Here is a 25,589-nt window from a genome sequence, read left to right on the forward strand (position 1 = left end):
CTATTAACGGGTAAATAGGCGAAAGGTGACGGCTGGGCGTCCGCCGAATTGGGCGGCTGCCTCACGGGCGAAGCCTTCGACCAGGTTGCGGACGTAGCTTTCCGGGTTCTCGGTGGTGAGGGCCTCGATGTAGGCGCGGTGTTCCATGAGGGAGCGCACGCCGCGTTCCAGGCCGTCGGTGACGTCCACGGCGTGGGTGGGGGCTTCGCTGCCCGCGATGGCGATCCAGCGGACGCCGTTCCACGGCTCGGCGGGAATATCTGGAAATATCCAGCGATTTCCGGCGTCCCCGGCGGCGTCCAGCACGGCCCTGCCGACGGCCCGGTGGTCGGGCGTGTTCCAGTACGTCCCGCCCCAGGTGTCTTCCGGGTTCAGAGTGATGAGGAGCTCGGGGCGGTGCCGGCGGATGGCGGCGGCCAGGTCCTTCCGGAGCGCGGTCCCGTACTCGATCACCCCGTCGGGGTGGCCGAGGAACTCCACGTCGGTTACGCCGACCACCGCCGCGCTGGCCCGCTCCTCCTGCTCGCGGATGGGCCCGGCCTTGGCGGGTTCGAGAGTGTCGATGCCGGCCTCGCCGCTGGTCACGATCACGTACGTGACCTCGCGGCCCGCGTCCGTCCAGGTGGCCACGGCCGACGCGCAGCCGTACTCGAGATCGTCGGGGTGGGCCACGATCGCCAGGGCGCGCTGCCAGTCGGCCGGCATGGGTTCGAGCTGATCTGTCATGGTCCTCATCCTGACGGCTGGCATGGCTTCCGACCAGGTGAGGGGAGAGGCGAATATGCCAGGGAGACGACCGTGAGATCATGGTCCGGCGCGAGAACGCCGGCCGCGTCCTCGACGTCGTCGAACTGGACGAACACGGCCGCGCCGCCCACGTCCGCGCCTACGGCGAGCACCATCGAAGCCAGCCCCGCCGCCTTCCGGGGGCGCCGGGGACGATCTCCGTTGGGGACCTGGTGTTTCCGGTGAGACCGGCATGTCCGGCTATCGCTGCTCCGCGAGCCAGTCGTCGAAGGTGGTCGGGGCGATGCGCGCGTCCTCGCCCGGTAGCAACACGTCGCCGGCCATGTCCGGGCCGAACAGTCCCGACCACGTCGGCACCAGCTTCACCGTGTGGCCACGGGCCTCGTTGGTGCGGCGGGCCATGTCCAGCAGGTCCTGCGGTTCGGGTCCGGCGAGGTCGGCGTACCGACCCTGAGGCGGGCCGGCCGCGAGCTCGGCGAGGATGTCGGCCACGTCTGCGGGCGCGATCGGCTGGATGAGCAGGGGCGCGATCGTGGCGACCCCGTCCCGCTCGGTCCAGCTCGCCACCATCGCGGCGAAGTCGTGGAACTGCGTGGCGGGGACGATGGTCCACGGCACCGGCCCGGCGGCCACGAGGCGCTCCTGCTCGCGCTTGCCCGCGTAGTGGGCGTTGCCCTCGACGCGGCCGACCCCGGCGATCGAGAGCAGCACGTGGTGCCGGACACCGGCCCGCTCCTCGGCGGCCAGCAGGTTGCGCGTGATGGCACCGAAGTACGCGATCGTCTCGTCCCGGCCGGAAGCCGGCGCGTTGGTCACGTCCACGACCACCTCGACGCCGGCCAGGGCGTCGTCCAGCCCGTCGCCGGTGGACAGGTCCACACCGAGCGTACGGCTGATGCGCACGGCCTCGTGCCCGTTTCGTTCCAGCGCGGCGACGGTGAGCGCCCCGATGCTCCCGGTCGCGCCTGCGACTGCGATCCGCATGATGATCTCTCCCTATTTCTCGTTGCAAGCGAGGAAGCTATCATGGACTAAACAGATCCACAATATCTGCGATAGACTCGCCGTCGTGAAGCTGCCTGTGAGCACCGAATGGGTTCTGCACTGCGCCGCGACGCTGGCCCAGCTCGAATCCGGAGCCACCGCGTCGACGGCCCAGCTCGCGCAGTACTTCGACCTCCCGGCGCCATACCTCGCCAAGCAGCTCAAGGCGCTGGTCAAAGCCGGACTGCTGGCCGCCGCCACGGGGCCGAGGGGAGGGTTCCGGATCGCGCGGCCGATCTCCGAGATCACGCTCCTGCAGATCGTCGAGGCCGTGGACGGCACGTCGCCGCCGTACGAGTGCCGCGAGATCCGGCAGCAGGGACGCGGCGCGCTGGCCCCCGAGGACTGCCGGCAAACCTGCGTCCTGGCTCAGAGGATGGCCGACGCGCACGAGGCGTGGCGAGGCAGCCTCGCCGGGGTCACCCTCGCCGACATCCTCGCCTCGCTGCCCCCGACGGCACCGGCCCGCACCCGCCGGCGCCTGGCGGGGATCACTTAGCCGGTCCGAACACCCTTGGATTCGGCCCCTGTCCCAGTGGCTGATGGAATGCACGGATGCGAGAGGAAACGCGCGTGCCGCGGGAGATCATGATCGAGCCGCTGCCTCCGGAGACGGCCGCGGACGCCGCGACCATGTCGATGCTCAGCGACCTGATCAACGACGTGTACGCGGTCGCGGAGAAAGGGTTGTGGCAGGACGACGCCGCCCGGACGAATCCGGCCGAGGTGTCGCGGTTCACTGGTGCCGGGGAAATGGCCGTGGCCAGGCTGAGCGGGCGAATCGTCGGGTGTGTCCGGCTTCAGCGGCTGACCGATGATCTGAGCGAGTTCGGCATGCTCACCGCCGCGCCGGAGAGCCGGGGCCTCGGTGTGGGGCGCGAGCTCGTACGTTTCGCCGAGCGGCGCAGCCGGGCCGAGGGCCGCCACGTGATGCAGCTCGAACTGCTGGTGCCCCGCACGTGGGCGCATCCGTCGAAGGAGTTCCTGGCGGGCTGGTACGGCCGCATCGGCTACCGGGTGGTCGGGGTGTCCGGAATCGAGGAGGTCCATCCCGGCCTGGCCGGGCTGCTGGCAACCCCGTGCGACTTCCGCGTCTACCACAAGGATCTCCGCGACCAGGACGGCTGACCCGTCAACGCAGAGGCCGGCGGGCGCGGCCGGCGGCTCTCGCGGTCGGTTCCGCCAAGGGCGGCCAGGTGGTCGGTTCCGACGGGAGCGGGCAGTACGGTCGTGGCGCACCCTGTTCGGACGGCTCGGTGCGCGTCCGGACAAACTCGGTGTGGGCGAGCGCTGGACGTTGTCACCCCCTTCGCTCCTGTCGCCGCCGCCGAGGAGCCCCGGCTTCAGCTCTCGGAGTGGAGGGTCCCGTTGCGGGCGGAGGTCTGGAGGCGAGGGCGGCCGTGCAGGCGAGCAGGCCCGGCGATGCGATCACGATGATGGCGATGGTTTTTCACGATTTCGGAACGTAATGAACCGACGGCAGGCGCGACTTCGCGCGATGTGATGAATCGAGCAGCAGCGGCGCGACGGGCCGCGCGTGGATCGGCCCGCCGCGCGCGGACGGTCAACTCCCGGCGGGCTGGTCCTCGTCGTCGGCCGCGGGCTGGGAGGAGGGGTGGCGGTCGCCGGGGAGGCGGACGTCGTCGACCGTGACGTTGACCTCCTCGACGCGCATGCCCAGCATGTGACTGACGTTTCTGGCCACGTTCGTCTTGACGGCCGCGGCCACCTCCATCACGACATGTCCATACTCGACCACGATGGTGAGGCTCACCGACGCCTCGCGGTCCTGGATGTGCGCGTTGACACCCTGGTTGCCGCGCCGGGAACCGATCCCGATGCGGTCGCGTACGGACTCGAACGCCCGCGCCAGGTCGCCACCCATGTCGGCGACCCCCGGCACCTCCAGGGCGGCCAGCGAGGCGATCTTCTCCACCACCTCGTCGGCCACCTTGATCCGTCCCTTCACGACGACACCAGCGGAGGACGTCTCGGTCCCGTCCGGGGCGTCGGCGGGCTCGGCGGCAGGGTCGAGCCCGGAATCGCCGGCCATGGCGTCGGAATGCTCGGCGGACAGATCCGGGTGCTCGGTGTCCGGATCCGGATTGTCGGACGACTGGGCGGTGCGCTCGGCAAGGGCTTCGGTCATCACGGCCTCCTCAGGCAGGTCCCTGGGATTGTGCCGGAAGACCACCCTGTTTGTCCGTGGTCCTATGCTGCTAGTTATGCACGATCAGGCAGGGGCAGGGTCCCCGGACAACTTCCAGCGTCTGTGGACCCCGCATCGCATGGCCTATATCAAGGGCGAGGGCAAGCCGACGGGCGCCGGCCCCGACGACGGGTGCCCGTTCGACGAGATCCCCCGCATGAGCGATGAGGACGGCCTGGTCGTCGCCAGAGGTGAGTCGGTCTACGCCGTGCTCAACCTCTACCCCTACAACTCCGGCCACCTGATGGTCGTGCCCTACCGGCATGTGTCCGACTATGACGAGCTGGTCACGGACGAGCTGGTCGAGCTGGGCGAGTTCACCCAGAAGGCGCTGCGCGCGCTACGCAAGGCCAGCGGCGCCCAGGGCTTCAACGTGGGCATGAACCTGGGCCACGTGGCGGGCGCGGGCATCGCCGCCCACCTGCACCAGCACGTGGTGCCCCGGTGGGGCGGCGACACGAACTTCATGCCGGTCGTGGCCCGGACCAAGGTCCTCCCGCAACTCCTGCGCGACACCCGCCAGCTCCTCGCCGACGCCTGGGACTGACCTCCAGCCCGCCGCGGGGCCGGGGAATCGACCTGCCTCCGGCTTCTCGCCGAAGCTCGGAGTTGAGCTCCCGGAGCCCCGGAGTTGAGCTCCGGGGCCGCTTCGGGCGGTGGCTATCTCGTTGCTCGGGCCAGGTCGGACGGGGCCTCGGCGTCCTGGTCGCCGGCCGGACGCAGCGCGGCGATGCCGGTCGCGAGCAGCAGCGGCACCGCGAGTGCCAGCGCCATGGCCAGCACGGCCGCCCCCGAGTCGTTGACCAGCATCCCGATCACACCACTGACGAGCGTGCCGATCAGGCCGGCACGCAGGGCGGGGGAGTGCCCGAACGCCGCCGGCACCACCCCGGAGGAGGCCTGGTCGGGCCGCATGATGGCGTAGACGAGAAACGCCACGGCGGCGATCACGATCGGCATCAGGTTGGGGCTGAGCAGCGTGCCCAGCATGGCCTGCAGCTTGCGCAGGATGACCTCCAGCGCCTCCCCGCTGAGCACCTGCCCCACGAACCGGCCCAGGTGCGTCTGCTCGCTCGGCGGCTGGAGGTAGTTGATCCAGGCGAACGTCATCACGATCACCCCGCCCGCCACGCAGAACGCTCCCAGCTTCACCAGCGAGACCCGCCTGCCCGCGAGGATCAGCGCGGTCACCGCGATGCCCGGCACGAACGCGATGACGCCGCCGAAGTCGCTGCCCATGCCGGACCCGCCGAGCACCATCGCGAACGCCCCCAGCCCCACGATCGCGGCCAGCCCTACCCTGCCCGGCCAGCGGTGCGCGATGATCGTGGCGGTCAGCAGTGTGCTGGTGGCCAGCAGCGCGAACGGGATGTTGCCCAGGCCGAAGTAGCGGGCGCCCTGCTCGGCGCTGTAGCCGATGAAGCTGTTGAGCTGGAGCGTGGTCCCGGTGAGCAGGTCGCCGATCAGCGTGATCGCGGTGATGCCGGCCACCACGGCCGGCGGCCCGAGGGGCCGGCGCCGCCAGGGTCCGGCGAGTGCCAGTGCGGTGATCGCGGCCCACCAGGCCAGGATGCCGCCGAACAACTGCAGGTGGTTGGCCCAGGGCAGCAGGTTGACCAGCATCGAGGTGACGGGCAGGGCGGCCAGCGCCACGGCGGACACGCCGACCCAGGACATGCCCTTGCGGCGGCGCAGCAGCAGGAAGGCCAGCACGTAGAAGACGACCTGGAGGACGGCGAGGGCCGTGAAGTACTGGCCCTTGGCCGAGCGCATGGTCTGCGCGGCGGCGTCGCCGCGCTGGAGCCGCTCGAACGTGGCCCCGCGCTCGCCCACCTGCAGCGGCACGCCCACCACCGTGCTCGGCACGGCCACGCCGAGCTTGGTCAGCACGGTGGCGGTCAGGTCGGGCACGATCGACATGTCCTCGCGCCGGGTGGAGGCCGAGCCGAGCAGGCGGCCCGGCGCGCCGGGCTCGCGCAGCGCGGCCACCCGCAGGTGGGGTACGGAGCCGTGGTCGGACAGGCCCGCGAGCAGCACCGTCGTGCCGGTGGGCAGCGCGGACAGCAGCGCGCCCGCCTGGGCGTCGGCCCGGCGCAGGGCGTCGCGGCGGGCGGCGGGGGAGAGCAGGTCGGGGACGTCGGGCAGCCGGTCGCCGGTCAGGTAGGGGCGGACGAGGTCGTCCACGTCCATGGCGATCATGCGGCACCGTTCGAGGTCGGCGGTGGTGACCTGCTGCGGCGTGGCGCGGTAGTGCGGCACGGCGCCCTGCTGGTCGGCCAGCCCCAGCGCCGCGCCGGGGCCGATGGCGAGCGAGCACTGCCCGGCCGACTTGAGCGCCTCGCCCAGGGTGCCCGCGCCGCGCTGCCCTGCCACGTCGATGAGGTAGCGGTAGTCGGGGATGACGGCTCCCTCGCCCTCGGGCCGGGGCTTGGGCGGCGCGCCACACCGGTAGCCGGCCGCCGACCGGACGCCCGCCGACACGGTCAGCCAGGCGTCGTAGGGGCAGGTCACGTTGCTGACGGTGCGGACCGAGAGTGAGCCGATGGCGCTCGATGCGGCCAACTGCCACAGGTGGGGGGTGTCGGACTGGGTGAGGTCGTTCCAGTGGAGGCCGGACACGCCGATGAGGGCCACGCGTCGCGCGCCCTCATCCGCCCGCGCCGGGCCGGCGAGCAGCCCGGGTCCGACCAGCAGTTGAACGACGAGTAGGGCCAGCACGACCAGTGCGCGCCTCAACGCCGACGACCTCCCCGAAAGATCGAGATTCTGTGGCCTGTGACAGGGCGCCACCGATTCGTTCTGTGGCACGTGGTGAGGGCGCCACCCGTCCCGACTACCCTCTCATGGCGCGATGGCAACTTCGGCACGTCCGGTCACCACCCGGCCAGCGCAGCCCTGGACGGCGCTTCTGGGGCCGGGTCGTGCCGGGCTGTGGTGGCGGAATCCACGCTCGGCCAGGCTTTCCCGTCAGCCCGTCAGCCCGTCAGCCCGTCAGCCCGTCAGCCCGTGCCTCTGTCCGCGCGCCGCCTGCCCGTCCGTCCGCCTGTCCGGTCGGCTCCGGGCTGGAGCGGCGGTTCCGGCGGTGCCGGGGTCGCGGGACCGCCGCGCCGGCCGGTCTGCGGTGCCGTAGAGCTGGTGGTGGCGATGGTGCCGGTGATGGGGCGGCGGTATGTGGTGTTGGGGGGTGTTGGGGTCAGAGATCGTTGATCTTCACCCTGGTTGGTTTGCTTTCGTTGTGGAGCCGGTCGAGTGAGGTGACCAGGTAGGTTCCCGCGGACTTGGCGGTGAAGGTCGGGCTTGTGACGATGGCCACCAGGTTGCGGGCGTCGGTGGTGTGGCAGTTCTTGCCCGAGTCCGGCACCCGGTAGACCGCGTACGCCCGGGCTCCCGCGGACGGTCGCCAGGTCACCGTGGAGCCCGCTGCATGGGCCCTGGCCGGGGCGGCGGGGGCGGCTCTGTCGAGATCCTTCATGAGCGGCAGCAGCGCGGGCCGGCTGTAGTGGTCCTTGACGATGCGGTCCATCGCCCCGAGCGGGTTGCTCAGGAGTTGCTTGCCGCTGAAGTAGACGTCGCCCTGCACCTGCCCGCGCTCGCGGTTGAGCGCCACGTGGGAGGCCAGCTCGTCCGGCTTGGTCCAGGCCCGGTCGTCCTTGGACCCGACCCGGTAGAGGGCCTGCCCGATGTAGAGCTGCACGTCGCTGCCCTCGACCGCGTCGCCCCACCACCGCGCGAGCGTGGTGTAGTCGGCCAGCTTGTGCCCGCGCGGCCAGTAGAGCTGCGGCAGGACGTAGTCCACGGTGCCGGACCGGATCCAGGCCCGCGCGTCCGCATAAATCGTGTCGTACGCTGACATGCCCGACGTAGCCGATCCGGCCGGGTCGTTGGACTTGTTACGCCAGATGCCGAACGGGCTGATGCCGAACTTGACGTGCGGTTTGGCCGCGTGCACCGCCTCGTCCACCTGGGCGACCAGCGTGTTGACGTTGTCGCGCCGCCACCCGGCCAGCTTCTTGCCCTTGCCATATTTCGCGAACGCCGCCCGGTCGTCGAACTTCGCCCCCGCCACCGGATACGGATAGAAGTAGTCGTCGAAGTGGACGCCGTCCACGTCGTAACGTTCCACCACGTCGGTGATGACCTTGATCACGTGGTCGCGCACGGCGGGCAGGCCGGGATTGTAGTAGAGGCGGCCGCCGTATTTGACCGTCCAGTCCGGATGCTGCCGTGCCGGGTGGTCCGCGGGCAGCTTGGCCGGGCTGGCGTCGTAGGCCGCGCGGTAGGGGTTGAACCAGGCGTGGAACTCCAGGCCGCGCTTGTGCGCCTCCTCGATGAGGAACGGCATCGGGTCCCAGCCGGGGTCCTTGCCCGCCGTGCCCGTCAGATACTGCGACCAGGGCTCCAGCGAGGACTTGTAGAGCGCGTCGGAAGCCGGCCGTACCTGGAGGAAGACCGCGTTCAGATTGCGCCGGGCGGCGGCGTCCATGATCTTCACGTATTCGGCCCGCTGCCTGGCGGGGCTGAGCCCGGTCCTGGAGGGCCAGTCGATGTTGGTGGTCGTGGCGATCCACACCCCGCGCAGCTCCCGCTTGGGGTAGCGCGTGTCGGCCTCACAGGCGGCGGCCGGCGCGGCGGCGGCCTGCTTCTTCCGGCTCTGCGCGGGACTCGATCCGGCTCCGGGACCGAAGACGTAGGCGGCGGCCATGGCGACGACCGCCAAGGCGGCGGCGGCGAGGAGTGGGCGTCCAGTTCGCATAGTGCCATCCAGTGTGGCAGTTCACTTGTGCCACCCGGCGCGGAAAACTGAAATCAAGTCGTGATACTTATGTGACTAAAGCGCATGGCTGGGCCGGGAGGAAGCAAAATCCTCCCGGCCTCGTCGCGCCTCATTCCGTGGCCGCCACCTTGCTCGCCAGGTTCGGCGGCAGCGGCTCGTAGCGCAGGAACGTGCGCTGGAACGTACCGGTGCCGTGTGACATCGATCGCAGATCGATGGCGTAACGCGTGATCTCCAGCTCGGGCACCTCCGCCTTGACCAGCGTGCGCCCGGTGCCGACGGGCTCGGTGCCGAGCACCCGCCCGCGCCGCGACGACAGGTCGGACATCACCGATCCCACGTAGTCGTCGGCCACCAGCACCGCCAGCTCGTCCACCGGCTCCAGCAGCAGCGTCGGGACCTTCGATGCCGCCTCCTTCAGCGCGAGCTGACCGGCGATCTGGAAGGCCATGTCGGAGGAGTCGACCGAGTGGGCCTTGCCGTCGTACAGGGTGACGCGCACGTCCACCATCGGGTAGCCGGCGACGACGCCCCGCTCCATCTGGGCCCGCACCCCCTTCTCCACCGACGGGATGAACTGGCGGGGCACGACGCCGCCCACGATCTTGTCCACGAACTCGAAGCCTCCCCCGGACGGCAGGGGCTCGACCTCGAGGTGGCAGATCGCGTACTGGCCGTGGCCGCCGGTCTGCTTGACGTTGCGGCCCATCGCCTGGCACTTGCCGCCGAACGTCTCGCGCAGCGGCACCCGCAGCTCGACCCGCTCCACCTCGACGCCGTGGCGCTTGGACAGGCGGTCGAGGAGCACGTCGGTGTGCGCCTCGCCCATGCACCACAGGACGAGCTGGCGGGTCTCGGCGTTGTTCTCCAGCCGCAGGGTCGGGTCCTCGGCCACCAGCCTGCCCAGGGCCTGCGAGAGCTTGTCCTCGTCGGCCTTGGACCTGGCCCTGATCGCCACGGGTAGCAGCGGGTCGGGCATCTCCCAGGCGGTCATCACCAGCGGGTGCTCGACCTCGGACAGGGTGTCCCCGGTCTCGGCCCGCGAGAGCTTGGCGACCGCGATGATGTCGCCGGCGACGCCCTTGGCCGTGGCGCGCTGCTGCTTGCCCAGGGGGCAGGTCAGGGTGCCGATGCGCTCGTCGAGGTCGTGGTCCTCGTGCCCGCGGTCGGCCAGGCCGTGCCCGGACACGTGCACGGTCATGTCCGGGCGCAGTGTGCCGGAGAAGACGCGTACCAGGCTGATGCGGCCCACGTACGGGTCGCTGGTGGTCTTGACGACCTCGGCGACGAGCGGCCCGTCCGGGTCGCAGGAGATGCCCTTGACCGGCTTGCCGGACAGGTCGGTGATCTCGGGCATGGGGTGTTCGGGCGGTGACGGGAAACCCTGTGTGACGAGTTCGAGCAGTTCGTGGGCGCCGACGCCGAGGCCCGTGCACAGCACGGGGTAGAAGCTGCCGCGGGCGACGGCCTTCTCCAGGTCCTCGATCAGGACCTTGGTGTCGATGGGGTCGCCCTCGAGGTAGCGATCCATGAGCGATTCGTCCTCGCTCTCCTGGATGATCCCCTCGATCAGCACTCCGCGGTGCTCCTCGATCTGCGCCTCGTAGTCCGCCCCCGGCTCCTTCTCGGTACGGTCGCCGGTGGCGTAGTTGTAGAACTTCTGTGTCAGCAACCCGATCAGCCCGTTGACGTGACCGTTGGTGATCACCGGGAGGTAAAGGGGCGCGACCCCGTCGCCGAAGACGTCCTGGCAGGCGGCGAGCACCTCGTCGAAGTTGGCCCGCTGGTGGTCGATCTTGGTGATGACCACCGCCCGCGGCATGCCGACGCGGCCGCACTCCTCCCAGAGCATCCGGGTCAGGCCGTCGATGCCCTCGGCCGCCGACACCACGAACAACGCGGCGTCGGCCGCGCGCAGTCCGGCGCGCAGGTCGCCCACGAAGTCGGCGTAACCGGGAGTGTCGAGAAGATTGATCTTGATGCCGTTGTGCACCAGAGGTGCCACGGCGAGGTTGACCGACCGCTGCTGCCGAACCTCCACCTCGTCGAAGTCGCTGACCGTGTTGCCGTCTTCCACCCGTCCCGCGCGCTGGATGGTGCCCGTGGCGGCCAGCAACTGCTCGACGAGGGTCGTCTTACCCGCTCCTGAGTGGCCGACCAGCACGACATTGCGTATGGCATCCGCCCTGTCGGCCGTTGGTGCCCTGCCCGCGGCTCCTACGGCGCCGCCTGTGTTCCGTTCAGCCACATCGGCCTCCCGCGTCGTCGGTTCGTTGTCCAACGCCGCGCCCGCGCGGAGGGCTAATGGAAACCGCATGGACGCGGTGTGTTCACCAAATACCCCTGTGGCGGATATCACAAGGGGGGCGGGGCAAAGAAAGTTGTCAGGCGCTTCATGGCCTACGATCGGACGGCGATGCTCAAACTCCTGCGCCCGGCCATGACCCGGATACTCACCCCGCTGGGCAGGGCCCTCGCCGGCCGCGGGATCGGCCCGGACGCCGTCACGGCGATCGGCACCCTCGGCACGGTGATCTCCGCCCTGCTCTTCTTCCCCTTGGGCCGCCTGACCGTGGGTGCCCTGGTGATCACTGTCTTCGTGCTCTTCGACCTGCTCGACGGCGTGGTCGCCCGGCTCGGCGGCAATGGCGGCAGCACCTGGGGGGCGTTCCTCGACTCGACGCTCGACCGGGTGGCCGACGCCGCCATCTTCGCCGGCCTGATCTTGTATTTCATCTCCAGAGACGACACTCTGATGGCCGCGGTGACACTCGTCTGCCTGGTCGCCGGGGCCGTGGTCTCCTACGCCAAGGCCAGGGCCGAGGGGCTCGGGCTGACGGCTGACGTGGGGCTGGCCGAGCGGCCGGAGCGGCTGGTCGTGGCGCTGGTGGCGGCCTGCCTCGCGGGGCTCGGGGTGCCTTACGTCCTGGCCGGCGGCATGTGGCTGCTCGCGGCGGCCAGCCTGGTCACCGTGGGTCAGCGGGTGTGGCACGTCTACACGCAGACGAGGGAGAGATGAGCGAGAAGGCGTCCGTCAGCGATCGTGTGGTGGCCGCGGGCTTCGCGGCCGGCTGGAAAGTCGTGCCGTTGCTGCCCGAGCGCCCCACGGCCGCGGTCTTCCGCTTCATGGCGGACCGGGTCTGGAGCCGGCGTGGCAAGTCCGTACGCCGTCTGGAGTCCAACCTCGCCAGGGTGACCGGCCTCGAGGCGGGCGGCCGCGAGATGCGCGCGCTCAGCCGGGCCGGCATGCGCTCCTACTTCCGCTACTTCCACGAGGTCTTCCGGCTGCCGTCGATGCGGACCGAGGAGATCGTGCGCCGCACCCACGTCATCGGCGCCGAGCACGTCCACGACAACGTCGCGGCGGGCCGGGGCGTGGTGCTGGCGCTGCCGCACATGGGCAACTGGGACCAGGCCGGCGCCTGGCTGGTGGGCGTGGGGCACCCGTTCACGACGGTGGCCGAGCGGCTCAGGCCGGAGTCGCTGTTCCGCCGCTACGTGGCCTTCCGCGAGGGGCTGGGCATGGAGGTGCTGCCGCTCACCGGCGGCGACGGGCACAACTTCGGCACGCTGGCCGCCCGGGTGCGCAAGGGCGGCGTCGTGTGCCTGCCCGCCGAGCGCGACCTCACCAAGAGCGGCATCGAGGTGCGCTTCTTCGGCGCGACCACCAAGGTGCCCGCGGGGCCGCCGCTGCTGGCCGTGCAGACCGGGGCCGCGCTGCTGCCCGCCATCGTCTACTTCGTGGGCGACGACTGGGGCATCCACATCCACGAGGAGGTTCCCGTCCCGGCGGAGGGCACCAGGCAGGAGAAGGCCGCGGCGGTGGCGCAGAGCCTGACGGACGTGTTCGAGAAGGGCATCGCCGAGCATCCCGAGGACTGGCACATGATGCAGCGACTGTGGCTGGAAGACCTGCGCCGATGAGGATCGGCGTGGTCTGCCCGTACTCGTGGGACATGCCGGGCGGGGTCAAGCAGCACATCGACGATCTGGCACAGGCCCTGCTCGCGCAGGGGCACGAGGTGTCCGTGATCGCGCCGGCGGCCGACGACGAGGACCTGCCGGCCTACGTGACCGGGGCCGGGCGGGCGGTGCCGGTGCCGTACAACGGGTCGGTGGCCAGGATGTCGTTCGGGTTCCTGTCGGCGGCGCGGGTGCGGCGGTGGGTGCGTACGGGCGGCTTCGACGTGCTGCACATCCACGAGCCGCTGATCCCCAGCCTGGGCGTGCTGGCCTGCTGGGCGGCCAAGGGCCCGATCGTGGCGACGTTCCACGCCTCGTTCACCCGCTCGCGCGCCATCGCGGTGGCCGAGCCGCTGCTGCGCAGTGCGCTGGAGAAGCTGAGCGGCCGCATCGCGGTGTCCGACGCGGCCCGCAAGAGCCTGGTGGAGCAGTTCGGCGGCGACGCGGTGCTGATCCCCAACGGCGTCACCGTCTCCCGCTACACCGAGGCCGAGCCGCTCGGCGGGTGGGGACCCGACGGGGGCACGATCGGCTTCCTCGGCCGGATGGACGAGGAGCGCAAGGGCCTGCCGATCCTGCTCGACGCGTTCAACACGCTGGCCGCCGAACGGCCGCATCTGCGGCTGCTCCTCGCCGGGCCGGGCGACGCGAAGGACGTCTACGAGCGGGTGCGGAAGGCCTTCCACGGCCGGGTGACGGTGCTCGGCATGGTGAGCGAGGCTGACAAGATCCGCGCCTACCACTCGGTGGACGTGTTCTGCGCGCCCAACACCCGGGGAGAGAGCTTCGGCATCGTGCTGGCCGAGGCCATGGCGTCCGGGGCGACGGTGCTGGCCAGCGACATCCCGGCCTTCCGCAGGGTGCTCGGGGAGGGCCAGGCGGGCGCGCTGTTCGCCAACGGCGACCCCGACTCGCTGGCGCGTGAGGCCGCCGCGCTGCTCGACGCCCCCGAGCGCCGGGTCAAGCTGGCGGAGGAGGCGCTGGTGGCGGTCAGGAAGTACGACTGGTCCACGGTCGCGCGGGACGTCGTACGCGTCTACGAGACGGTCACCACGAGTGGTGCCGGGCGGGTGGAGGAAGACCTGTGACTCCGGCCATGACCGCGCTGGTCGTGGGCATCGTCGTGGTGCTCACGGCCGTCTACATCTCCTGGCGGGCGGGCCGGCTGGACCGCCTGCACATCCGGCTGGAGCTGGCCGGCGAGTCGCTGGACGCCGCGCTGATGCGGCGCAGGGCGGTGGTGCTGGAGCTGGCCGGCTCGCGCCTGCTCGACCCGGCCACCTCCCTGGTGCTGGCCGCCGCCGCGCACGAGGCCAGGACGGCCGGGCCCGAGGAGCGCGAGCACGCCGAGAGCGACCTGTCGCGGGCGCTGCGCGCGGCCGTGGACCAGGAGCGGTTCAGGGAGAAGCTGTCGGAGGCGCCGGGCGGCCGCGACCTGCTGGACGAGCTCGACACGGCCGTGGCCAAGGTGGTCTACTCGCGGCGCTTCTACAACAACGCGGTGGGAGTCACGCGTACGGCCCAGCGCCGCTGGCTCGCCCGGATGCTCCGCCTGGCCGGGCATACCGAATACCCCCGATTCTTCGAAATAGATGACAATCCGCCTGCGGCTATGGCAACTGAATGACCTAATTTGGCGGAGCCAGTAAGCTTCATCCCGTTTTCAGGGCTGAAGCGAGGAGTGTTCAGGTGCGGCTACCCCGGATGATCACGATCTGGCTGGCCGGAGCGGCCGTGCTGCTCCCGGTCGCGGCCTGCTCCGCTGAGGAGCCCGCCCCTGGCAAGGCCCCGCAGGCCGCCCCGGCCGCGCCGACGGAGGAGCCCGTCGAGGTCAAGACCCATCCCTTCACCGGCAAGCCGTACGAGCAGCTCAAGCCGGTGCTGGCGGTAAAGATCGAGAACACCGCGGCGGGCAAGCCGCAGCTCGGCCTGAAAAGCGCGGACATCGTCTACGTCGAGCAGGTCGAAGCCGGTCTGACCAGGCTCATGGCGATCTTCTCCTCCAAGCTTCCCGCCAAGGTGGGACCCGTGCGCAGCGCCCGCATCTCCGACCTGCACATCGCGCCGCAGTTCGGCAAGCCGGCCTTCTCCTACTCCGGCGTGCAGACCAAGATGCTGCCGTTCGTCGCCGAGGCGTCGCTGTTCGACGTGGGTGACACGCGCAACCCCGCGGCGTACTTCCGCCAGCCCGGCCGCTTCGCCCCTTACAACCTGTTCGCCACCACGAAGAAGCTGATCGCCAAGGCACCCAAGGCGAGCAAGGCCAAGGACATCGGCTTCACCTTCGGGGACGCGCCGGAGGGCGGGACGCCACGCAAGTCCTACACCGTCAAGTGGCCCGCCGCCCGCTTCACCTTCGCCTGGTCGGAGGAGAAGAAGCAGTGGATGATCTGGCAGGACGGCAAGAAGGACATGGCGGCCGAGGGCGGCCAGCTCGGCGCTCCCACGGTCGTCATCCAGTACACCAAGACCGAGCGCTCGGAGTTCCACGACCTGAACGACAGCTACACGCCGCTCGTGCACACCACGGGCAAGGGCAAGGCGGTCGTGCTGCGCGACGGCCAGGCCTTCAACGCCAACTGGGAGCGGAAGTCGGAGAAGGACGGCACGACGTTCACCACGGAGAGCGGCGATCCGATGAACTTCGCGCCCGGCCAGGTGTGGGTCGCCCTCGCCAGCCGCAAGCCCGTCATCCCGTAGGTACGCGGAGACGCGCTGTGGCCGCCTGTCTGGATAATGTGGGCGACAAATGTTGACATGTTGGCATGTCGGAGGTGTGGTCCCGCAGGACCTACCATGGGCTTGATAACTTACCGAGAGCCCGTGAGGATGACCGTGTCCAGCAGCACGTCCCAGAACACCCCCGTCACCGGAACCGCGCGCGTCAAGCGCGGCATGGCCGAGATGCTCAAGGGCGGCGTCATCATGGACGTCGTCACCCCCGAGCAGGCCAAGATCGCTGAAGACGCCGGCGCGGTGGCCGTGATGGCCCTCGAGCGGGTGCCCGCCGACATCCGCGCCCAGGGCGGCGTTTCCAGGATGAGCGATCCCGACATGATCGACGGCATCATCGCCGCCGTGTCGATCCCCGTCATGGCCAAGGCCCGCATCGGCCACTTCGTCGAGGCCAGGGTGCTGCAGTCGCTCGGTGTCGACTACGTGGACGAGTCGGAGGTGCTCACCCCGGCCGACTACGCCAACCACATCGACAAGTGGCAGTTCACGGTGCCGTTCGTGTGCGGCGCCACCAACCTGGGCGAGGCCCTCCGCCGCATCACCGAGGGCGCGGCCATGATCCGCTCCAAGGGCGAGGCGGGCACCGGCGACGTCTCCAACGCCGTCACCCACATGCGTACGATCCGCGCCGAGATCAAGCGCCTCACCTCGCTGCCGGAAGACGAGCTGTACGTCGCCGCCAAGGAGCTGCAGGCCCCCTACGAGCTGGTCGCCGAGGTGGCCAAGACCGGCAAGCTGCCGGTCGTGCTGTTCACCGCGGGCGGCATCGCCACCCCCGCCGACGCCGCGATGATGATGCAGCTCGGCGCCGAGGGCGTGTTCGTGGGCTCGGGCATCTTCAAGTCCGGCGACCCGGCCAAGCGCGCCGCGGCCATTGTCAAGGCCACCACCTTCCACGACGACCCCGACGTGGTCGCCAAGGTCTCCCGCGGGCTGGGCGAGGCCATGGTCGGCATCAACGTCGACGAGATCCCGCAGCCGCACCGGCTGGCCGAGCGCGGCTGGTAGACCGGCGCGTCGTCGCAGGTCGGGGGCTTGTCCATGTGGCATGATCGCTCACGGCGGGCGTGGGACGGCGCATCCCCGCCCGGCCGGGGCGCCATCCTGTGACGGCAAGAATTGTCGGAAGGGGCGGCATTCGCGAAGGATGTCGTCTTTTTCGTGTTGTGTGGCGTTCACCGAGTAGTCATGATTCTCAGTCAAGCTACGGGCAACCCTTGATCGTTTTCAGGAGCCACACATGTCCCAGCTCAACCGCAGGCACTTCCTCGTCACAGGGTTAGCCGCGGGGGCCGCGGCTGCCATTCCCGCCGGCGCCGCACACGCCGATCCCACTCCCGACCCCGCCGCCGAGACGGCCCAGACCCTGGCCTCGCGCGGTCTGCGTACCGACCCGTTCACGCTCGGCGTCGCCTCCGGCGACCCCGACCACGAGGGGTTCGTGCTGTGGACCAGGCTGGCCCAGCAGCCCATGGCCGAGGACGGGCTCGGCGGCATGCCGCAGCGGCCGTTCCCGGTGCTGTGGCAGATCTACTCCGACGAGCGCGGCCGCCGCGTCGTGCGCTCGGGGGTGACCGTGGCCGCGCCCGAGTGGGGCCACAGCGTGCACGTCGAGGTCAAGAACCTGAGCTCCGACCGCGAATACTGGTACCGCTTCCGGGTCGGCCCGTACGTCTCACCGATCGGCCGCGCCCGCACCGCTCCGCACCCGCTCTCGTACGGCCGGGGCCTGTCGATGGCCTTCGTCTCGTGCGCCCAGTACGAGCACGGCTTCTTCACGTCCTACCGCAGGCTGGCCGAGGACCGCCCGGACCTCATCCTGCACCTGGGCGACTACCAGTACGAGTACACCAAGGACACCTACACCATCCCCGGCGGCAACGTCCGCGACCACGAGGGCCCCGAGACCGAGACCCTGGCCGGCTACCGCCAGCGCCACGCCCAGTACAAGGCCGACCCCGACCTCCAGGCCGCGCACGCCGCCGCGTCCTGGCTGGTGGTGTGGGACGACCACGAGCTGGACAACAACTGGGCCGGCGCGGTGCCCGAGCGTCCGGACATCCCGCAGCCGAACTTCATGGCCAGGCGCGAGGCCGCCTTCCGCGCCTACTACGAGAACATGCCGCTGCGCCGCACCTCGATCCCGCGCGGCGTCGACATGCAGCTCTACCGGCGCATCCGGTGGGGCCGGATGGCCACCTTCCACATGCTGGACACCCGCCAGTACCGCGACGACCAGGGCTGCGACGACGGCTACCGCGACTGCCCGGCCGCCGTGGACCCGGCGCGCTCGATCACTGGCGCGAAGCAGGAGGCGTGGCTGCTGGACGGCTTCCACCACTCGCGCGCGCAGTGGGACATCCTGGGCCAGCAGGTCTTCTTCGCCCAGCGCGACAACAACGCCGGCCCCGCCAAGATCACTAGCATGGACGCCTGGGACGGCTACGTCGCCTCCCGCCGGCGCATCACGCAGGGCTGGCTGGACGCCAAGGTCCGCAACCCCGTGGTGCTCACCGGTGACGTGCACGCCCACTGGGCCAGCGACCTCAAGCTGGACTACGACGACCCGACCGGGCCCAGCGTCGGCTCCGAGCTGGTGGCCACGTCGATCTCGACCGGCGGCAACGGCGCCGACTCGGACCCGGCCTCGCATCCGTTCCTCGCGATCAACCCGCACCTGAAGTTCTACAACAACCAGCGCGGCTACGTGCTGACCAAGATCGAGCGCGACCTGATGACCGCCGACTTCAAGGTGGTGCCTCAGGTGCAGACGCCCGGGTCGGAGGTCTACACCAGGGCCACGTTCGTGATCGAGGACCGGGTGCCGGGGGTGCAGCAGACGTACCTGCGGCCGCTCGACCCGGCGCTGCGCTCGCAGCCGATCACGGCGGAGGACACGGTCCGCCTGGAGACGGAACGCCCGTAAACCCGCCGAGAACCGGGCCGGGCCGCCGGGCCCGGCCCGGTTCTCCCCGTTCGGCCGCAAGTCCGTCCACCTCAGGGCCGCCTGGGAGGAAGATCCCGGGCGATCCTGGTGTTGAATGGTCTGAACTCGCACCCGGACGGAAGGATCGACTGTGCCCACGATCGGTGTACTCGCTCTCCAGGGAGACGTGCGCGAGCATGTGCGCATGCTCCAGGAGGCCGGCGCGTCGGCGACCGCCGTACGCCGGCCCGCCGAGCTGGACGCGGTCGACGGCCTGGTCATCCCCGGCGGGGAGTCCACCACCATGTGGAAGCTCGCCGAGACCTTCGACATGCTGCAGCCGATGCGCCTGCGGATCAAGGAGGGCATGCCCGCCTACGGCTCCTGCGCCGGCATGATCATGCTGGCCGACCGGATCGAGGACGGCATCGCCGGGCAGCAGACGATCGGCGGCATCGACATGGTCGTCAGGCGCAACGCGTTCGGCCGCCAGGTCGACTCCTTCGAGTCCGATCTGGACTTCGCCGGGCAGTCGGTGCACGCGGTTTTCATCCGCGCTCCCTGGGTCGAATCGGTCGGTGGCGACGTGGAAGTGCTGGGCAGGTGCGAGCCGGGGGATAGGATCGTCGCGGTCCGTCAAGGGCCGTTGCTCGCGACGTCGTTCCACCCCGAGCTGACCGGGGACGCGCGCGTGCACCGTTACTTCGTAGACATGCTGAGGGAGTTCTAGGTAATGTCCGGCCACTCCAAATGGGCGACGACGAAGCACAAGAAGGCCGCGCTCGACGCCAAGCGCGGCAAGCTGTTCGCGAAGCTCATCAAGAACATCGAGGTGGCGGCCCGGACCGGTGGCCCTGACCCGGACGCCAACCCCACCCTCTTCGACGCCATCTTCAAGGCGAAGAAGAACTCCGTGCCCAACGACAACATCGAGCGCGCCCGCAAGCGCGGCGGCGGCCTGGAGGCCGGCGGCGCCGACTGGCAGACGATCATGTACGAGGGCTACGCGCCCGGCGGTGTCGCCGTGCTCATCGAGTGCCTGACCGACAACCGCAACCGCGCCGCCTCCGAGGTGCGCGTCGCGCTGACCCGCAACGGCGGCTCGCTGGCCGACCCCGGTTCCGTGTCCTACATGTTCAACCGCAAGGGCGTCGTGATCGTGCCCAAGGACGGGCTCGACGAGGACACCGTGCTCATGGCCGTGCTCGACGCGGGCGCCGAGGAGGTCAACGACCTGGGCGAGTCGTTCGAGGTCGTCTCCGAGGCCGGTGACCTGGTGCCGGTGCGCAAGGCGCTGCAGGAAAACGGGATCGACTACGACTCGGCCGAGTCGAGCTTCCTGCCGACGATGAGCGTGCCGCTCGACGAGGAGGGCGCCAAGAAGGTGTTCCGGCTCATCGACGCGCTGGAGGACAGCGACGACGTGCAGAACGTCTACGCCAACTTCGACGTCGCCGACGACGTGCTGGCGGCCCTGGACTGACCTGCCGGAAGGGGCTGACGTCCGATCGCCCCTGACGGCTTCGCGGGGCGGGATGCGGGGCGGGGCCGCGGCGGCGTAGGGTCGGGCGACGTGACTTCCCCCACCCGTACTCCGCAGGCACCCTCTCCCGCGCTCGGTTGGCTGCTGGCCGCGCCCGCATTACTCGGCACCCTCATCTCGCTGGTGCTGCCGACGGGCCAGTCGATCTGGCTCAGCTTCCAGAGCGGTGGCGTGCTCAAGGAGGCGACCTTCGCCGGGCCGTCCAACTACACCGAGTTGCTGGGCGGCGGCGACTGGTGGCGGGCGCTCGGGTTCACCGTCTCGCTGTCGCTGATGCCGCTCCTGGTGGCCCTGGTGGTGGGGCCGCTGCTGGCCGTGGCGCTCGACCGGGGCGGCATCTGGGTGCGGCGGGCCGGGCGGATCGTGCTGTCGCTCGCCGTCGTCACGTTCTCGCCGGTGGCCGTGGCGCTGGGCTGGATCCAGGGGACCATGCAGGATTCGACCGGCATCACCACCCTCGTGCGGGGGCTCCGCGAGCAGGCGACCGCGCCGGGGACGATGCGGCTGCTCATCGCGGCCGGCACCTTCGGCGTGGTGTGCGCGCTGGCCACCATGGCGTTCCTGCCCGCGTTGCGCGGGGGGCGGGTGGTGCCCGCGATGCTCGTCGTGGCGGCGCTCGTCGCGCTCGCCATGATCGCGACTGGGCTGCAGACGTTCTCGATCGCCTTTGTGCTCAGCCGGGGCGGGCCTCAGGGCAGCACACGGACACTCGCGCAGCTTCAGTACGACAATGCCTTCACCCGGGCCGATTTCGGCGCTGGAGCGGCCGTGGCGGTCCTTGCGGGGGTGATCCTCGGGGTGCTGGGCATCGTCGCCACGGTCATCGCGGTGGTCTCGCGGCTGAGCATCACGGTGACCGGGCGGGCGCGCACCGGCCAAGAGGCCCCGCAGGGCGCTTTTGAGGCTTTCCCGCAGGGCGCGCCGGGCTCCCCGGCTCTCCCTCAGGGGGCGCCGGGGGCTTCGGGCTTTCCGCGGGGAACGCGGGGGGCTCCCGGGTTTCCGCAGGGGCCGGCGGGTTCGCCGGGCTTTCGGGAGGGCGCACCGGCCGCGTCCGATCTGCGGCAGGGGTCGCCGGAGCGCCGGGCGGGGGCGGCGGGCATGGCCGTCGGCGTGGTGGCACTGGTGGTCGTGGTCGCCGTCGCGCTCGTGCTCGCCTGGCCGTGGATCGACGGCGTGCTGGGTCGACCCGGCGGCGGCAGAGGGGCGGGGCCGCAGATCGGCCTGCGGACCCAGGTGAACACCTGGGTGCCCGCCGTCGCGGGCGCGATCATCTCGGTGGGCGTCGCGTACCTGGGGGCGCTCGGCATCGGCGGGTTGCGGCCGCTCGGACGGCGCAGTGAGTGGCTGCTGCTGGCGTTCGCGCCCTGGCTGTTCGTCGGCCCCGGCCCGTTCGCCGTCGCGAACTGGCAGAACATGCGCAACCTCGGCGTGCTCGACTCCTTCCTGTCGCTCTTCCCGCCGCTGCTCGTGAGCGTCCCGGCGCTGCTGGTGCTCACGTTGCTGTGCAAGGGGCTGGCCGAGCGTACGGACCGCGACTTCTTCAGCGGCGTGTTCGTGCCCTCGCTCCCCATGGCGGGCATCCTCGCCGGGGCCGTCACCCTGCTGAACGCCCACGACCTGCTCTGGCCCCTGCTGGTCGCCCAGGACACCGCCCTCTTCCCCACGCCGGTCGCGCAGCTCGCCGGGGTCAGCGCGTACGGCACCGCCCCGGTCGACGTCGGTGCGGCGACACCGCTGGTCATCGTGGCCGTCGCCGTGATCGCCGTCGTGGCCGCGCAGGTGCTCTACCTCGACAGGCTGGCCGTCACACTGTCCGGTTCGCGGCCTCGTACGCCGACTGCGTAAGTTGATTGACCGTGGACATTCGCGATGTGACTCCTGATGATCTTGACGACGTTCTTGACCTGCGCAGGCGCTCGTTCGGCCCCTCGCCGGAGGCCGACAAGGAGAGGTGGCGCCAGGCCGTGCTCCCGGTGCTCGGTGAGGGCCGCTACATTGGCGTGTTCGACGGCTCGCGGCTGGCAGGAGCGGCCCGGTTGCGGGGGTTCACACAGTGGTGGCACGGCAGGCCGCAGCCGATGGCCGGGATCGCCGGGGTCACCGTCGGCCCCGAGGACCGCGGGCGCGGCGTCGGCACCCGGCTCATGCGGGCCGTCATCCGCCGGGGCGTGGCGCTCGGCGACGCGGTGTCCGCGCTCTACCCCGCCACCACGCCCATCTACCGCTCCGTCGGCTACGAGCACGCCGGCGCGCAGCACGTCGTGACGCTCCCGGCCGAGGCGCTGCGCGCGATCCGGCCGGCCACGGAGGTCAAGGTGCGCAGGATGGGGCCGGCCGACGCCGCCGAGGTGGTCTCCTTGCTGCACCGCGTGCACGGCGCCGCCCGCGCCAGCGGGCCCGCCTCGTGGGACGTGGACACCTGGCGTCTGTGGCTCGGCAACCCGGACGACTTCCTCTACCTCACCGAGGACGGCTACGTCATCTACCGCTGGCCCGGGGCGGACATCGAGGTCGACAGCCTCGTCGCCGGGTCGGAGGAGACGCTCAGGACGCTGTGGTCGCTGGTGGGCAGCGGGTCGTCGGTCGCCAAGCAGGTCCTCGCCTCCGTGGCGCCGGACGACCCGATGCTGTGGCTGCTGCGCGAGTGGACGAGGGTCGAGGTGCGGCAGGTGCGGTGGATGTTCAGGGTGCTGGACGTGGCCACGGCGGTCGAGCGCCGGGGCTATCCGGAGCACGTGTCGTGCGACGCGGTCGTCAGCGTGGCCGACGCGGTGCGGGGCGGGGGCACGTGGCGGCTGGAGATCTCCGGCGGATCGGGCGCTGTCACGCCGGTGACGTCGCCGGACGGGGTTCAGCTCAGCGTGAACGGCCTCTCCGCCCTGTACGCCGGAATCCCGTCCGCCACGCTGCGGCTCAGCGGGCTCATGTCCGGAGATGACCGATACGACGAGGCACTCGACTCGGCCTTCGCGGCGAAGCCGTACATGCTTGAGCACTGGTGACAGGCGTTTCCCGGTGCACGGCCGGTCCCGCCGGGGTAAAGTCTCGTGCCGAACAGGTGTTCGGCGGCGCGGGGAGGCATGCCGGTGCGGGTGATGGGCGTCGACCCGGGGCTGACGCGGTGCGGCCTGGGCGCTGTCGAGGGGCGTCCCGGGGCGCCACTGACGCTGGTGGCGGTCGGGGTGGTGCGCACCGGCGCGGACGAGGAGCTCGGCGCGCGGCTCGTCGGCATCGAGGCCGGGATCGAGCGCTGGCTCGACGACGTCCGCCCCGACGCGGTCGCGGTCGAGCGCGTTTTCAGCCAGCACAACGTGCGCACCGTCATGGGCACCGCGCAGGCCGCAGGCATCGCCGTGCTGTGCGCGGCCAGGCGCGGGCTGCCCGTGGCGCTGCACACGCCGTCGGAGGTCAAGGCGGCCATCACCGGCAGCGGCACCGCCGACAAGAAGCAGATCGGCGCCATGGTGACCCGGCTGCTGCGCCTGTCCGAGATGCCCAGGCCCGCCGACGCGGCGGACGCGCTGGCCCTGGCCATCTGCCACGTCTGGCGCGGCGGCGCCCAGCACCGCCTCGCCGCGGCACTGGCCAAGGCCAAGATCAAGGACCTCAGGCCGTGACCGGCCGCGCGGCGGGCGCCGGGTCGGCGACCGGCGCCGGGCCGAGAGCCCGGCCGAAAGCGGGAGCCGTTGCGCTGGTGGCTGGAATGATGGCCGGTGCGGGGTCGGTGGCTGGGACGATGGACGGTGCCGGGCCGGTGGACGAAACGACGGTGGGAGGGGCGCTGTGATCGCGTCAGTGGCGGGCAGGGTGACGGCGATCGCGCCCGACGGGGCCGTGATCGAGGTCGGTGGGGTCGGGATTCTCGCCCACTGCACACCAGGCACCCTGGCCACGTTGCGGGTCGGTGAGGAAGCCCGGCTGGCCACCTCGCTCGTGGTGCGGGAGGAGTCGCTCACCCTCTACGGGTTCGCCGCCGCCGACGAGCGGGCCGTGTTCGAGCTGCTGCAGACGGCCAGCGGCGTCGGGCCCAAGCTGGCCCTGGCGATGCTCGCCGTGCACACGCCCAACGCGCTGCGGGTCGCCGTGGCCGGCGCCGACCTCAAGGCCCTCACGCAGGTGCCGGGCATCGGCCAGAAGGGGGCGCAGCGCATCGTGCTGGAGCTGAAGGACCGCCTCGGCACGCCGGAGGAGGCGGTCAACGCCGCGCTCAACGGCGATCGGCGGGTGGCGGTGTGGCGCGAGCAGGTCCACTCGGGCCTGGTGGGGCTGGGCTATTCCAGCAAGGACGCCGACGAGGCCGTCGCCGTCGTGGAGCCGGAGGCCGACGCGGACCTCGCCGCCGGCCGGCAGCCACAGGTGGCCGTCCTCCTGAAGGCCGCCCTCCGGGCGCTGAGCGTACGATGATCACCACCCGCCACCTCGCCCCGCACGGCGGGACCCGCCCGGCCCCGGGCGGCGCATCGCCGTGGTGCGGCGGGCCGGACGTCGCCGGCTTGAGGGCTGCCGGGAGGAGGTGCCGGCGTGGGGATCGAGCGTGAGCTCGTCTCGCCCGATGCCGAGGGCGACGAGTTGCAGATCGAGGCGGCGCTCCGCCCCAAGCGGCTCGGCGAGTTCATCGGCCAGGGCCGCGTGCGCGAGCAGCTCTCGCTCGTGCTCGAAAGCGCGCTGCGGCGCCGGCGGCCCCCCGACCATGTGCTGATGAGCGGTTCCCCCGGCCTCGGCAAGACCACCCTCGCCATGATCGTCGCGGCCGAGCTCAACGCGCCGCTGAGGATCACCTCCGGCCCCGCGCTGGAGCGCGCCGGAGACCTCGCCGCCATTCTGTCCACGCTGAGCGAGGGCGAGGTGCTGTTCATCGACGAGATCCACCGCATGGCCAGGCCCGCCGAGGAGATGCTCTACCTCGCCATGGAGGACTTCCGGGTCGACATCGTCGTCGGCAAGGGTCCCGGAGCCACCGCCATCCCGCTCGACATCGCGCCGTTCACGCTGGTCGGCGCCACCACGCGGGCAGGGCTGCTGCCCGCGCCGCTGCGCGACAGGTTCGGGTTCACCGCGCACATGGACTTCTACGAGGTCGGCGAGCTGGAGCAGGTGCTCTACCGGTCGGCCAAGCTGCTCGACGTCGCGCTGCCGGTTGACGGCGCCCACGAGATCGCCAGGAGGTCCCGTGGCACGCCCCGCATCGCCAACCGATTGCTGCGGCGGGTGCGCGACTTCGCCGACGTACGCGCCGACGGGGTGATCAACCAGGAGATCGCCTCGGCCGCCCTCAACCTCTACGAGGTCGACGCCGAGGGGCTCGACCGGCTCGACCGGGCGGTGCTGGGGGTGCTGCTGCGCAAGTTCGGCGGCGGGCCGGTCGGCCTGTCGACGCTGGCGGTGGCCGTGGGCGAGGAGCCGGAGACGGTCGAGGTGGTGGCCGAGCCGTTCCTCGTACGCCAGGGACTGCTGGCCAGGACTCCCCGCGGCCGGGTCGCCACCGCGGCCGCGTGGAGCCATCTGGGCATGACCCCGCCCCCCGGCGCGTTCGGAGCCGCTCTTTCCGACTGATCACAGAACGGTTGCAACCATTTCGAATTGGGAACTTCCCCGCGCGCCGAAACGCTGCCTCGTTGCCGCGTTTCGCAACAAGCGCCTACACTCC

The 25,589-nt window shown here is 70.9% G+C and carries 23 protein-coding genes; 17 read left to right on the forward strand and 6 right to left on the reverse strand.

Annotation, left to right across the window (positions count from 1 at the left end; genetic code table 11):
• Nucleotides 1-3: 3 nt before the first annotated feature.
• Complete coding sequence (locus ABGB18_RS15320) at nt 4-726, reverse strand: PIG-L deacetylase family protein (protein ID WP_347696140.1); 723 nt, start codon at nt 724-726, stop codon at nt 4-6.
• A 261-nt stretch (nt 727-987) separates the two neighbouring features.
• Nucleotides 988-1,731 (reverse strand): NAD(P)H-binding protein, encoded by a 744-nt coding sequence (locus ABGB18_RS15325; protein WP_347696141.1) that lies wholly within the window; start codon nt 1,729-1,731, stop codon nt 988-990.
• Between the two features lie 85 nt (nt 1,732-1,816).
• Here ABGB18_RS15325 and ABGB18_RS15330 point away from each other — a divergent pair, with 85 nt between their 5' ends.
• Both ABGB18_RS15330 and ABGB18_RS15335 read left to right on the forward strand, forming a co-directional pair.
• Complete coding sequence (locus ABGB18_RS15330; protein WP_347696142.1) at nt 1,817-2,290, forward strand: Rrf2 family transcriptional regulator; 474 nt, start codon at nt 1,817-1,819, stop codon at nt 2,288-2,290.
• Nucleotides 2,291-2,346: 56 nt separating this feature from the next.
• Entirely contained in the window at nt 2,347-2,919 is a 573-nt protein-coding gene (locus ABGB18_RS15335; RefSeq protein ID WP_347696143.1) for a GNAT family N-acetyltransferase, read from the forward strand.
• A 436-nt stretch (nt 2,920-3,355) separates the two neighbouring features.
• On the opposite strand, the gene ABGB18_RS15340 is transcribed toward ABGB18_RS15335, so the two are convergent.
• Nucleotides 3,356-3,940, reverse strand: a complete 585-nt coding sequence (locus ABGB18_RS15340) for an Asp23/Gls24 family envelope stress response protein (protein WP_347696144.1) — start codon at nt 3,938-3,940, stop codon at nt 3,356-3,358.
• 76 nt (nt 3,941-4,016) lie between these two features.
• On the opposite strand from ABGB18_RS15340, the gene ABGB18_RS15345 reads away from it, so the two are divergent.
• Nucleotides 4,017-4,547: an HIT domain-containing protein gene (locus tag ABGB18_RS15345; protein ID WP_347696145.1), complete on the forward strand. Its 531-nt coding sequence runs from the start codon at nt 4,017-4,019 to the stop codon at nt 4,545-4,547.
• A gap of 113 nt (nt 4,548-4,660) precedes the next feature.
• Here the strand turns inward: ABGB18_RS15345 and ABGB18_RS15350 are convergent, their stop codons facing one another.
• From ABGB18_RS15350 to ABGB18_RS15360, 3 genes are all read right to left on the reverse strand, one after another.
• Nucleotides 4,661-6,736: a hypothetical protein gene (locus tag ABGB18_RS15350; RefSeq protein ID WP_347696146.1), complete on the reverse strand. Its 2,076-nt coding sequence runs from the start codon at nt 6,734-6,736 to the stop codon at nt 4,661-4,663.
• Between the two features lie 457 nt (nt 6,737-7,193).
• On the reverse strand, nt 7,194-8,753 hold the full coding sequence (locus tag ABGB18_RS15355; RefSeq protein ID WP_347696147.1) for a family 10 glycosylhydrolase: 1,560 nt from the start codon (nt 8,751-8,753) through the stop codon (nt 7,194-7,196).
• A 130-nt stretch (nt 8,754-8,883) separates the two neighbouring features.
• On the reverse strand, nt 8,884-11,022 hold the full coding sequence (locus tag ABGB18_RS15360; protein ID WP_347696148.1) for an elongation factor G-like protein EF-G2: 2,139 nt from the start codon (nt 11,020-11,022) through the stop codon (nt 8,884-8,886).
• Between the two features lie 147 nt (nt 11,023-11,169).
• Between ABGB18_RS15360 and pgsA the strand changes: the two genes are divergently transcribed.
• The 14 genes from pgsA to ruvB all read left to right on the forward strand — a co-directional run bounded on the left by pgsA (nt 11,170) and on the right by ruvB (nt 25,495).
• Nucleotides 11,170-11,793: a phosphatidylinositol phosphate synthase gene (gene pgsA / locus ABGB18_RS15365; RefSeq protein WP_347696149.1), complete on the forward strand. Its 624-nt coding sequence runs from the start codon at nt 11,170-11,172 to the stop codon at nt 11,791-11,793.
• Nucleotides 11,790-12,698, forward strand: a complete 909-nt coding sequence (locus ABGB18_RS15370) for a phosphatidylinositol mannoside acyltransferase (protein WP_347696150.1) — start codon at nt 11,790-11,792, stop codon at nt 12,696-12,698. The genes pgsA and ABGB18_RS15370 overlap by 4 nt, the downstream gene beginning before the upstream one ends.
• A complete protein-coding gene (locus ABGB18_RS15375; RefSeq protein ID WP_347696151.1) occupies nt 12,695-13,825 on the forward strand; it encodes a glycosyltransferase family 4 protein in 1,131 nt (376 codons plus the stop codon). The genes ABGB18_RS15370 and ABGB18_RS15375 overlap by 4 nt, the downstream gene beginning before the upstream one ends.
• 8 nt (nt 13,826-13,833) lie before the next feature.
• On the forward strand, nt 13,834-14,364 hold the full coding sequence (locus tag ABGB18_RS15380) for a hypothetical protein (protein ID WP_347696241.1): 531 nt from the start codon (nt 13,834-13,836) through the stop codon (nt 14,362-14,364).
• 62 nt (nt 14,365-14,426) lie between these two features.
• A complete protein-coding gene (locus tag ABGB18_RS15385) occupies nt 14,427-15,437 on the forward strand; it encodes a DUF3048 domain-containing protein (protein WP_347696152.1) in 1,011 nt (336 codons plus the stop codon).
• Between the two features lie 129 nt (nt 15,438-15,566).
• Nucleotides 15,567-16,481: a pyridoxal 5'-phosphate synthase lyase subunit PdxS gene (gene pdxS, locus ABGB18_RS15390; protein ID WP_347696242.1), complete on the forward strand. Its 915-nt coding sequence runs from the start codon at nt 15,567-15,569 to the stop codon at nt 16,479-16,481.
• Nucleotides 16,482-16,713: 232 nt separating this feature from the next.
• Nucleotides 16,714-18,399: an alkaline phosphatase D family protein gene (locus tag ABGB18_RS15395; protein ID WP_347696153.1), complete on the forward strand. Its 1,686-nt coding sequence runs from the start codon at nt 16,714-16,716 to the stop codon at nt 18,397-18,399.
• A gap of 151 nt (nt 18,400-18,550) precedes the next feature.
• Nucleotides 18,551-19,129, forward strand: coding sequence for a pyridoxal 5'-phosphate synthase glutaminase subunit PdxT (gene pdxT, locus ABGB18_RS15400; RefSeq protein ID WP_347696154.1), 579 nt, complete (start codon nt 18,551-18,553; stop codon nt 19,127-19,129).
• A 3-nt stretch (nt 19,130-19,132) separates the two neighbouring features.
• The gene (locus ABGB18_RS15405) at nt 19,133-19,882 is read left to right on the forward strand and encodes a YebC/PmpR family DNA-binding transcriptional regulator (protein WP_347696155.1); all 750 of its coding nucleotides are present in this window, start codon (nt 19,133-19,135) and stop codon (nt 19,880-19,882) included.
• A gap of 90 nt (nt 19,883-19,972) precedes the next feature.
• Nucleotides 19,973-21,787 carry a hypothetical protein gene (locus ABGB18_RS15410; RefSeq protein WP_347696156.1) on the forward strand — a complete coding sequence of 605 codons (1,815 nt, stop codon included), beginning with the start codon at nt 19,973-19,975 and terminating at the stop codon, nt 21,785-21,787.
• A gap of 11 nt (nt 21,788-21,798) precedes the next feature.
• Nucleotides 21,799-22,944, forward strand: a complete 1,146-nt coding sequence (locus ABGB18_RS15415) for a GNAT family N-acetyltransferase (protein ID WP_347696157.1) — start codon at nt 21,799-21,801, stop codon at nt 22,942-22,944.
• An 84-nt stretch (nt 22,945-23,028) separates the two neighbouring features.
• Nucleotides 23,029-23,559: a crossover junction endodeoxyribonuclease RuvC gene (gene ruvC / locus ABGB18_RS15420; RefSeq protein WP_347696243.1), complete on the forward strand. Its 531-nt coding sequence runs from the start codon at nt 23,029-23,031 to the stop codon at nt 23,557-23,559.
• Between the two features lie 166 nt (nt 23,560-23,725).
• On the forward strand, nt 23,726-24,346 hold the full coding sequence (gene ruvA / locus ABGB18_RS15425) for a Holliday junction branch migration protein RuvA (protein ID WP_347696158.1): 621 nt from the start codon (nt 23,726-23,728) through the stop codon (nt 24,344-24,346).
• Nucleotides 24,347-24,463: 117 nt separating this feature from the next.
• Nucleotides 24,464-25,495, forward strand: coding sequence for a Holliday junction branch migration DNA helicase RuvB (gene ruvB, locus ABGB18_RS15430; RefSeq protein ID WP_347696159.1), 1,032 nt, complete (start codon nt 24,464-24,466; stop codon nt 25,493-25,495).
• Nucleotides 25,496-25,589: the final 94 nt, after the last annotated feature.

Origin of the sequence: Nonomuraea sp. B12E4 (assembly GCF_039871825.1) — a bacterium.
Classification (GTDB): domain Bacteria; phylum Actinomycetota; class Actinomycetes; order Streptosporangiales; family Streptosporangiaceae; genus Nonomuraea.

Bases quoted from the DNA above. Each gene is read 5' to 3' on its own strand.
- ABGB18_RS15320 (WP_347696140.1), bottom strand. From the start codon at position 726: ATGACAGATCAGCTCGAACCCATGCCGGCCGACTGGCAGCGCGCCCTG.
- ABGB18_RS15335 (WP_347696143.1), top strand. From the start codon at position 2,347: ATGCGAGAGGAAACGCGCGTGCCGCGGGAGATCATGATCGAGCCGCTG.
- pgsA (WP_347696149.1), top strand. From the start codon at position 11,170: ATGGCCTACGATCGGACGGCGATGCTCAAACTCCTGCGCCCGGCCATG.
- ABGB18_RS15405 (WP_347696155.1), top strand. From the start codon at position 19,133: ATGTCCGGCCACTCCAAATGGGCGACGACGAAGCACAAGAAGGCCGCG.
- ABGB18_RS15345 (WP_347696145.1), top strand. From the start codon at position 4,017: ATGCACGATCAGGCAGGGGCAGGGTCCCCGGACAACTTCCAGCGTCTG.
- pdxS (WP_347696242.1), top strand. From the start codon at position 15,567: ATGACCGTGTCCAGCAGCACGTCCCAGAACACCCCCGTCACCGGAACC.
- ABGB18_RS15370 (WP_347696150.1), top strand. From the start codon at position 11,790: ATGAGCGAGAAGGCGTCCGTCAGCGATCGTGTGGTGGCCGCGGGCTTC.
- ABGB18_RS15355 (WP_347696147.1), bottom strand. From the start codon at position 8,753: ATGCGAACTGGACGCCCACTCCTCGCCGCCGCCGCCTTGGCGGTCGTC.
- ABGB18_RS15375 (WP_347696151.1), top strand. From the start codon at position 12,695: ATGAGGATCGGCGTGGTCTGCCCGTACTCGTGGGACATGCCGGGCGGG.
- ABGB18_RS15325 (WP_347696141.1), bottom strand. From the start codon at position 1,731: ATGCGGATCGCAGTCGCAGGCGCGACCGGGAGCATCGGGGCGCTCACC.
- ABGB18_RS15380 (WP_347696241.1), top strand. From the start codon at position 13,834: ATGACCGCGCTGGTCGTGGGCATCGTCGTGGTGCTCACGGCCGTCTAC.
- ABGB18_RS15395 (WP_347696153.1), top strand. From the start codon at position 16,714: ATGTCCCAGCTCAACCGCAGGCACTTCCTCGTCACAGGGTTAGCCGCG.
- ABGB18_RS15340 (WP_347696144.1), bottom strand. From the start codon at position 3,940: ATGACCGAAGCCCTTGCCGAGCGCACCGCCCAGTCGTCCGACAATCCG.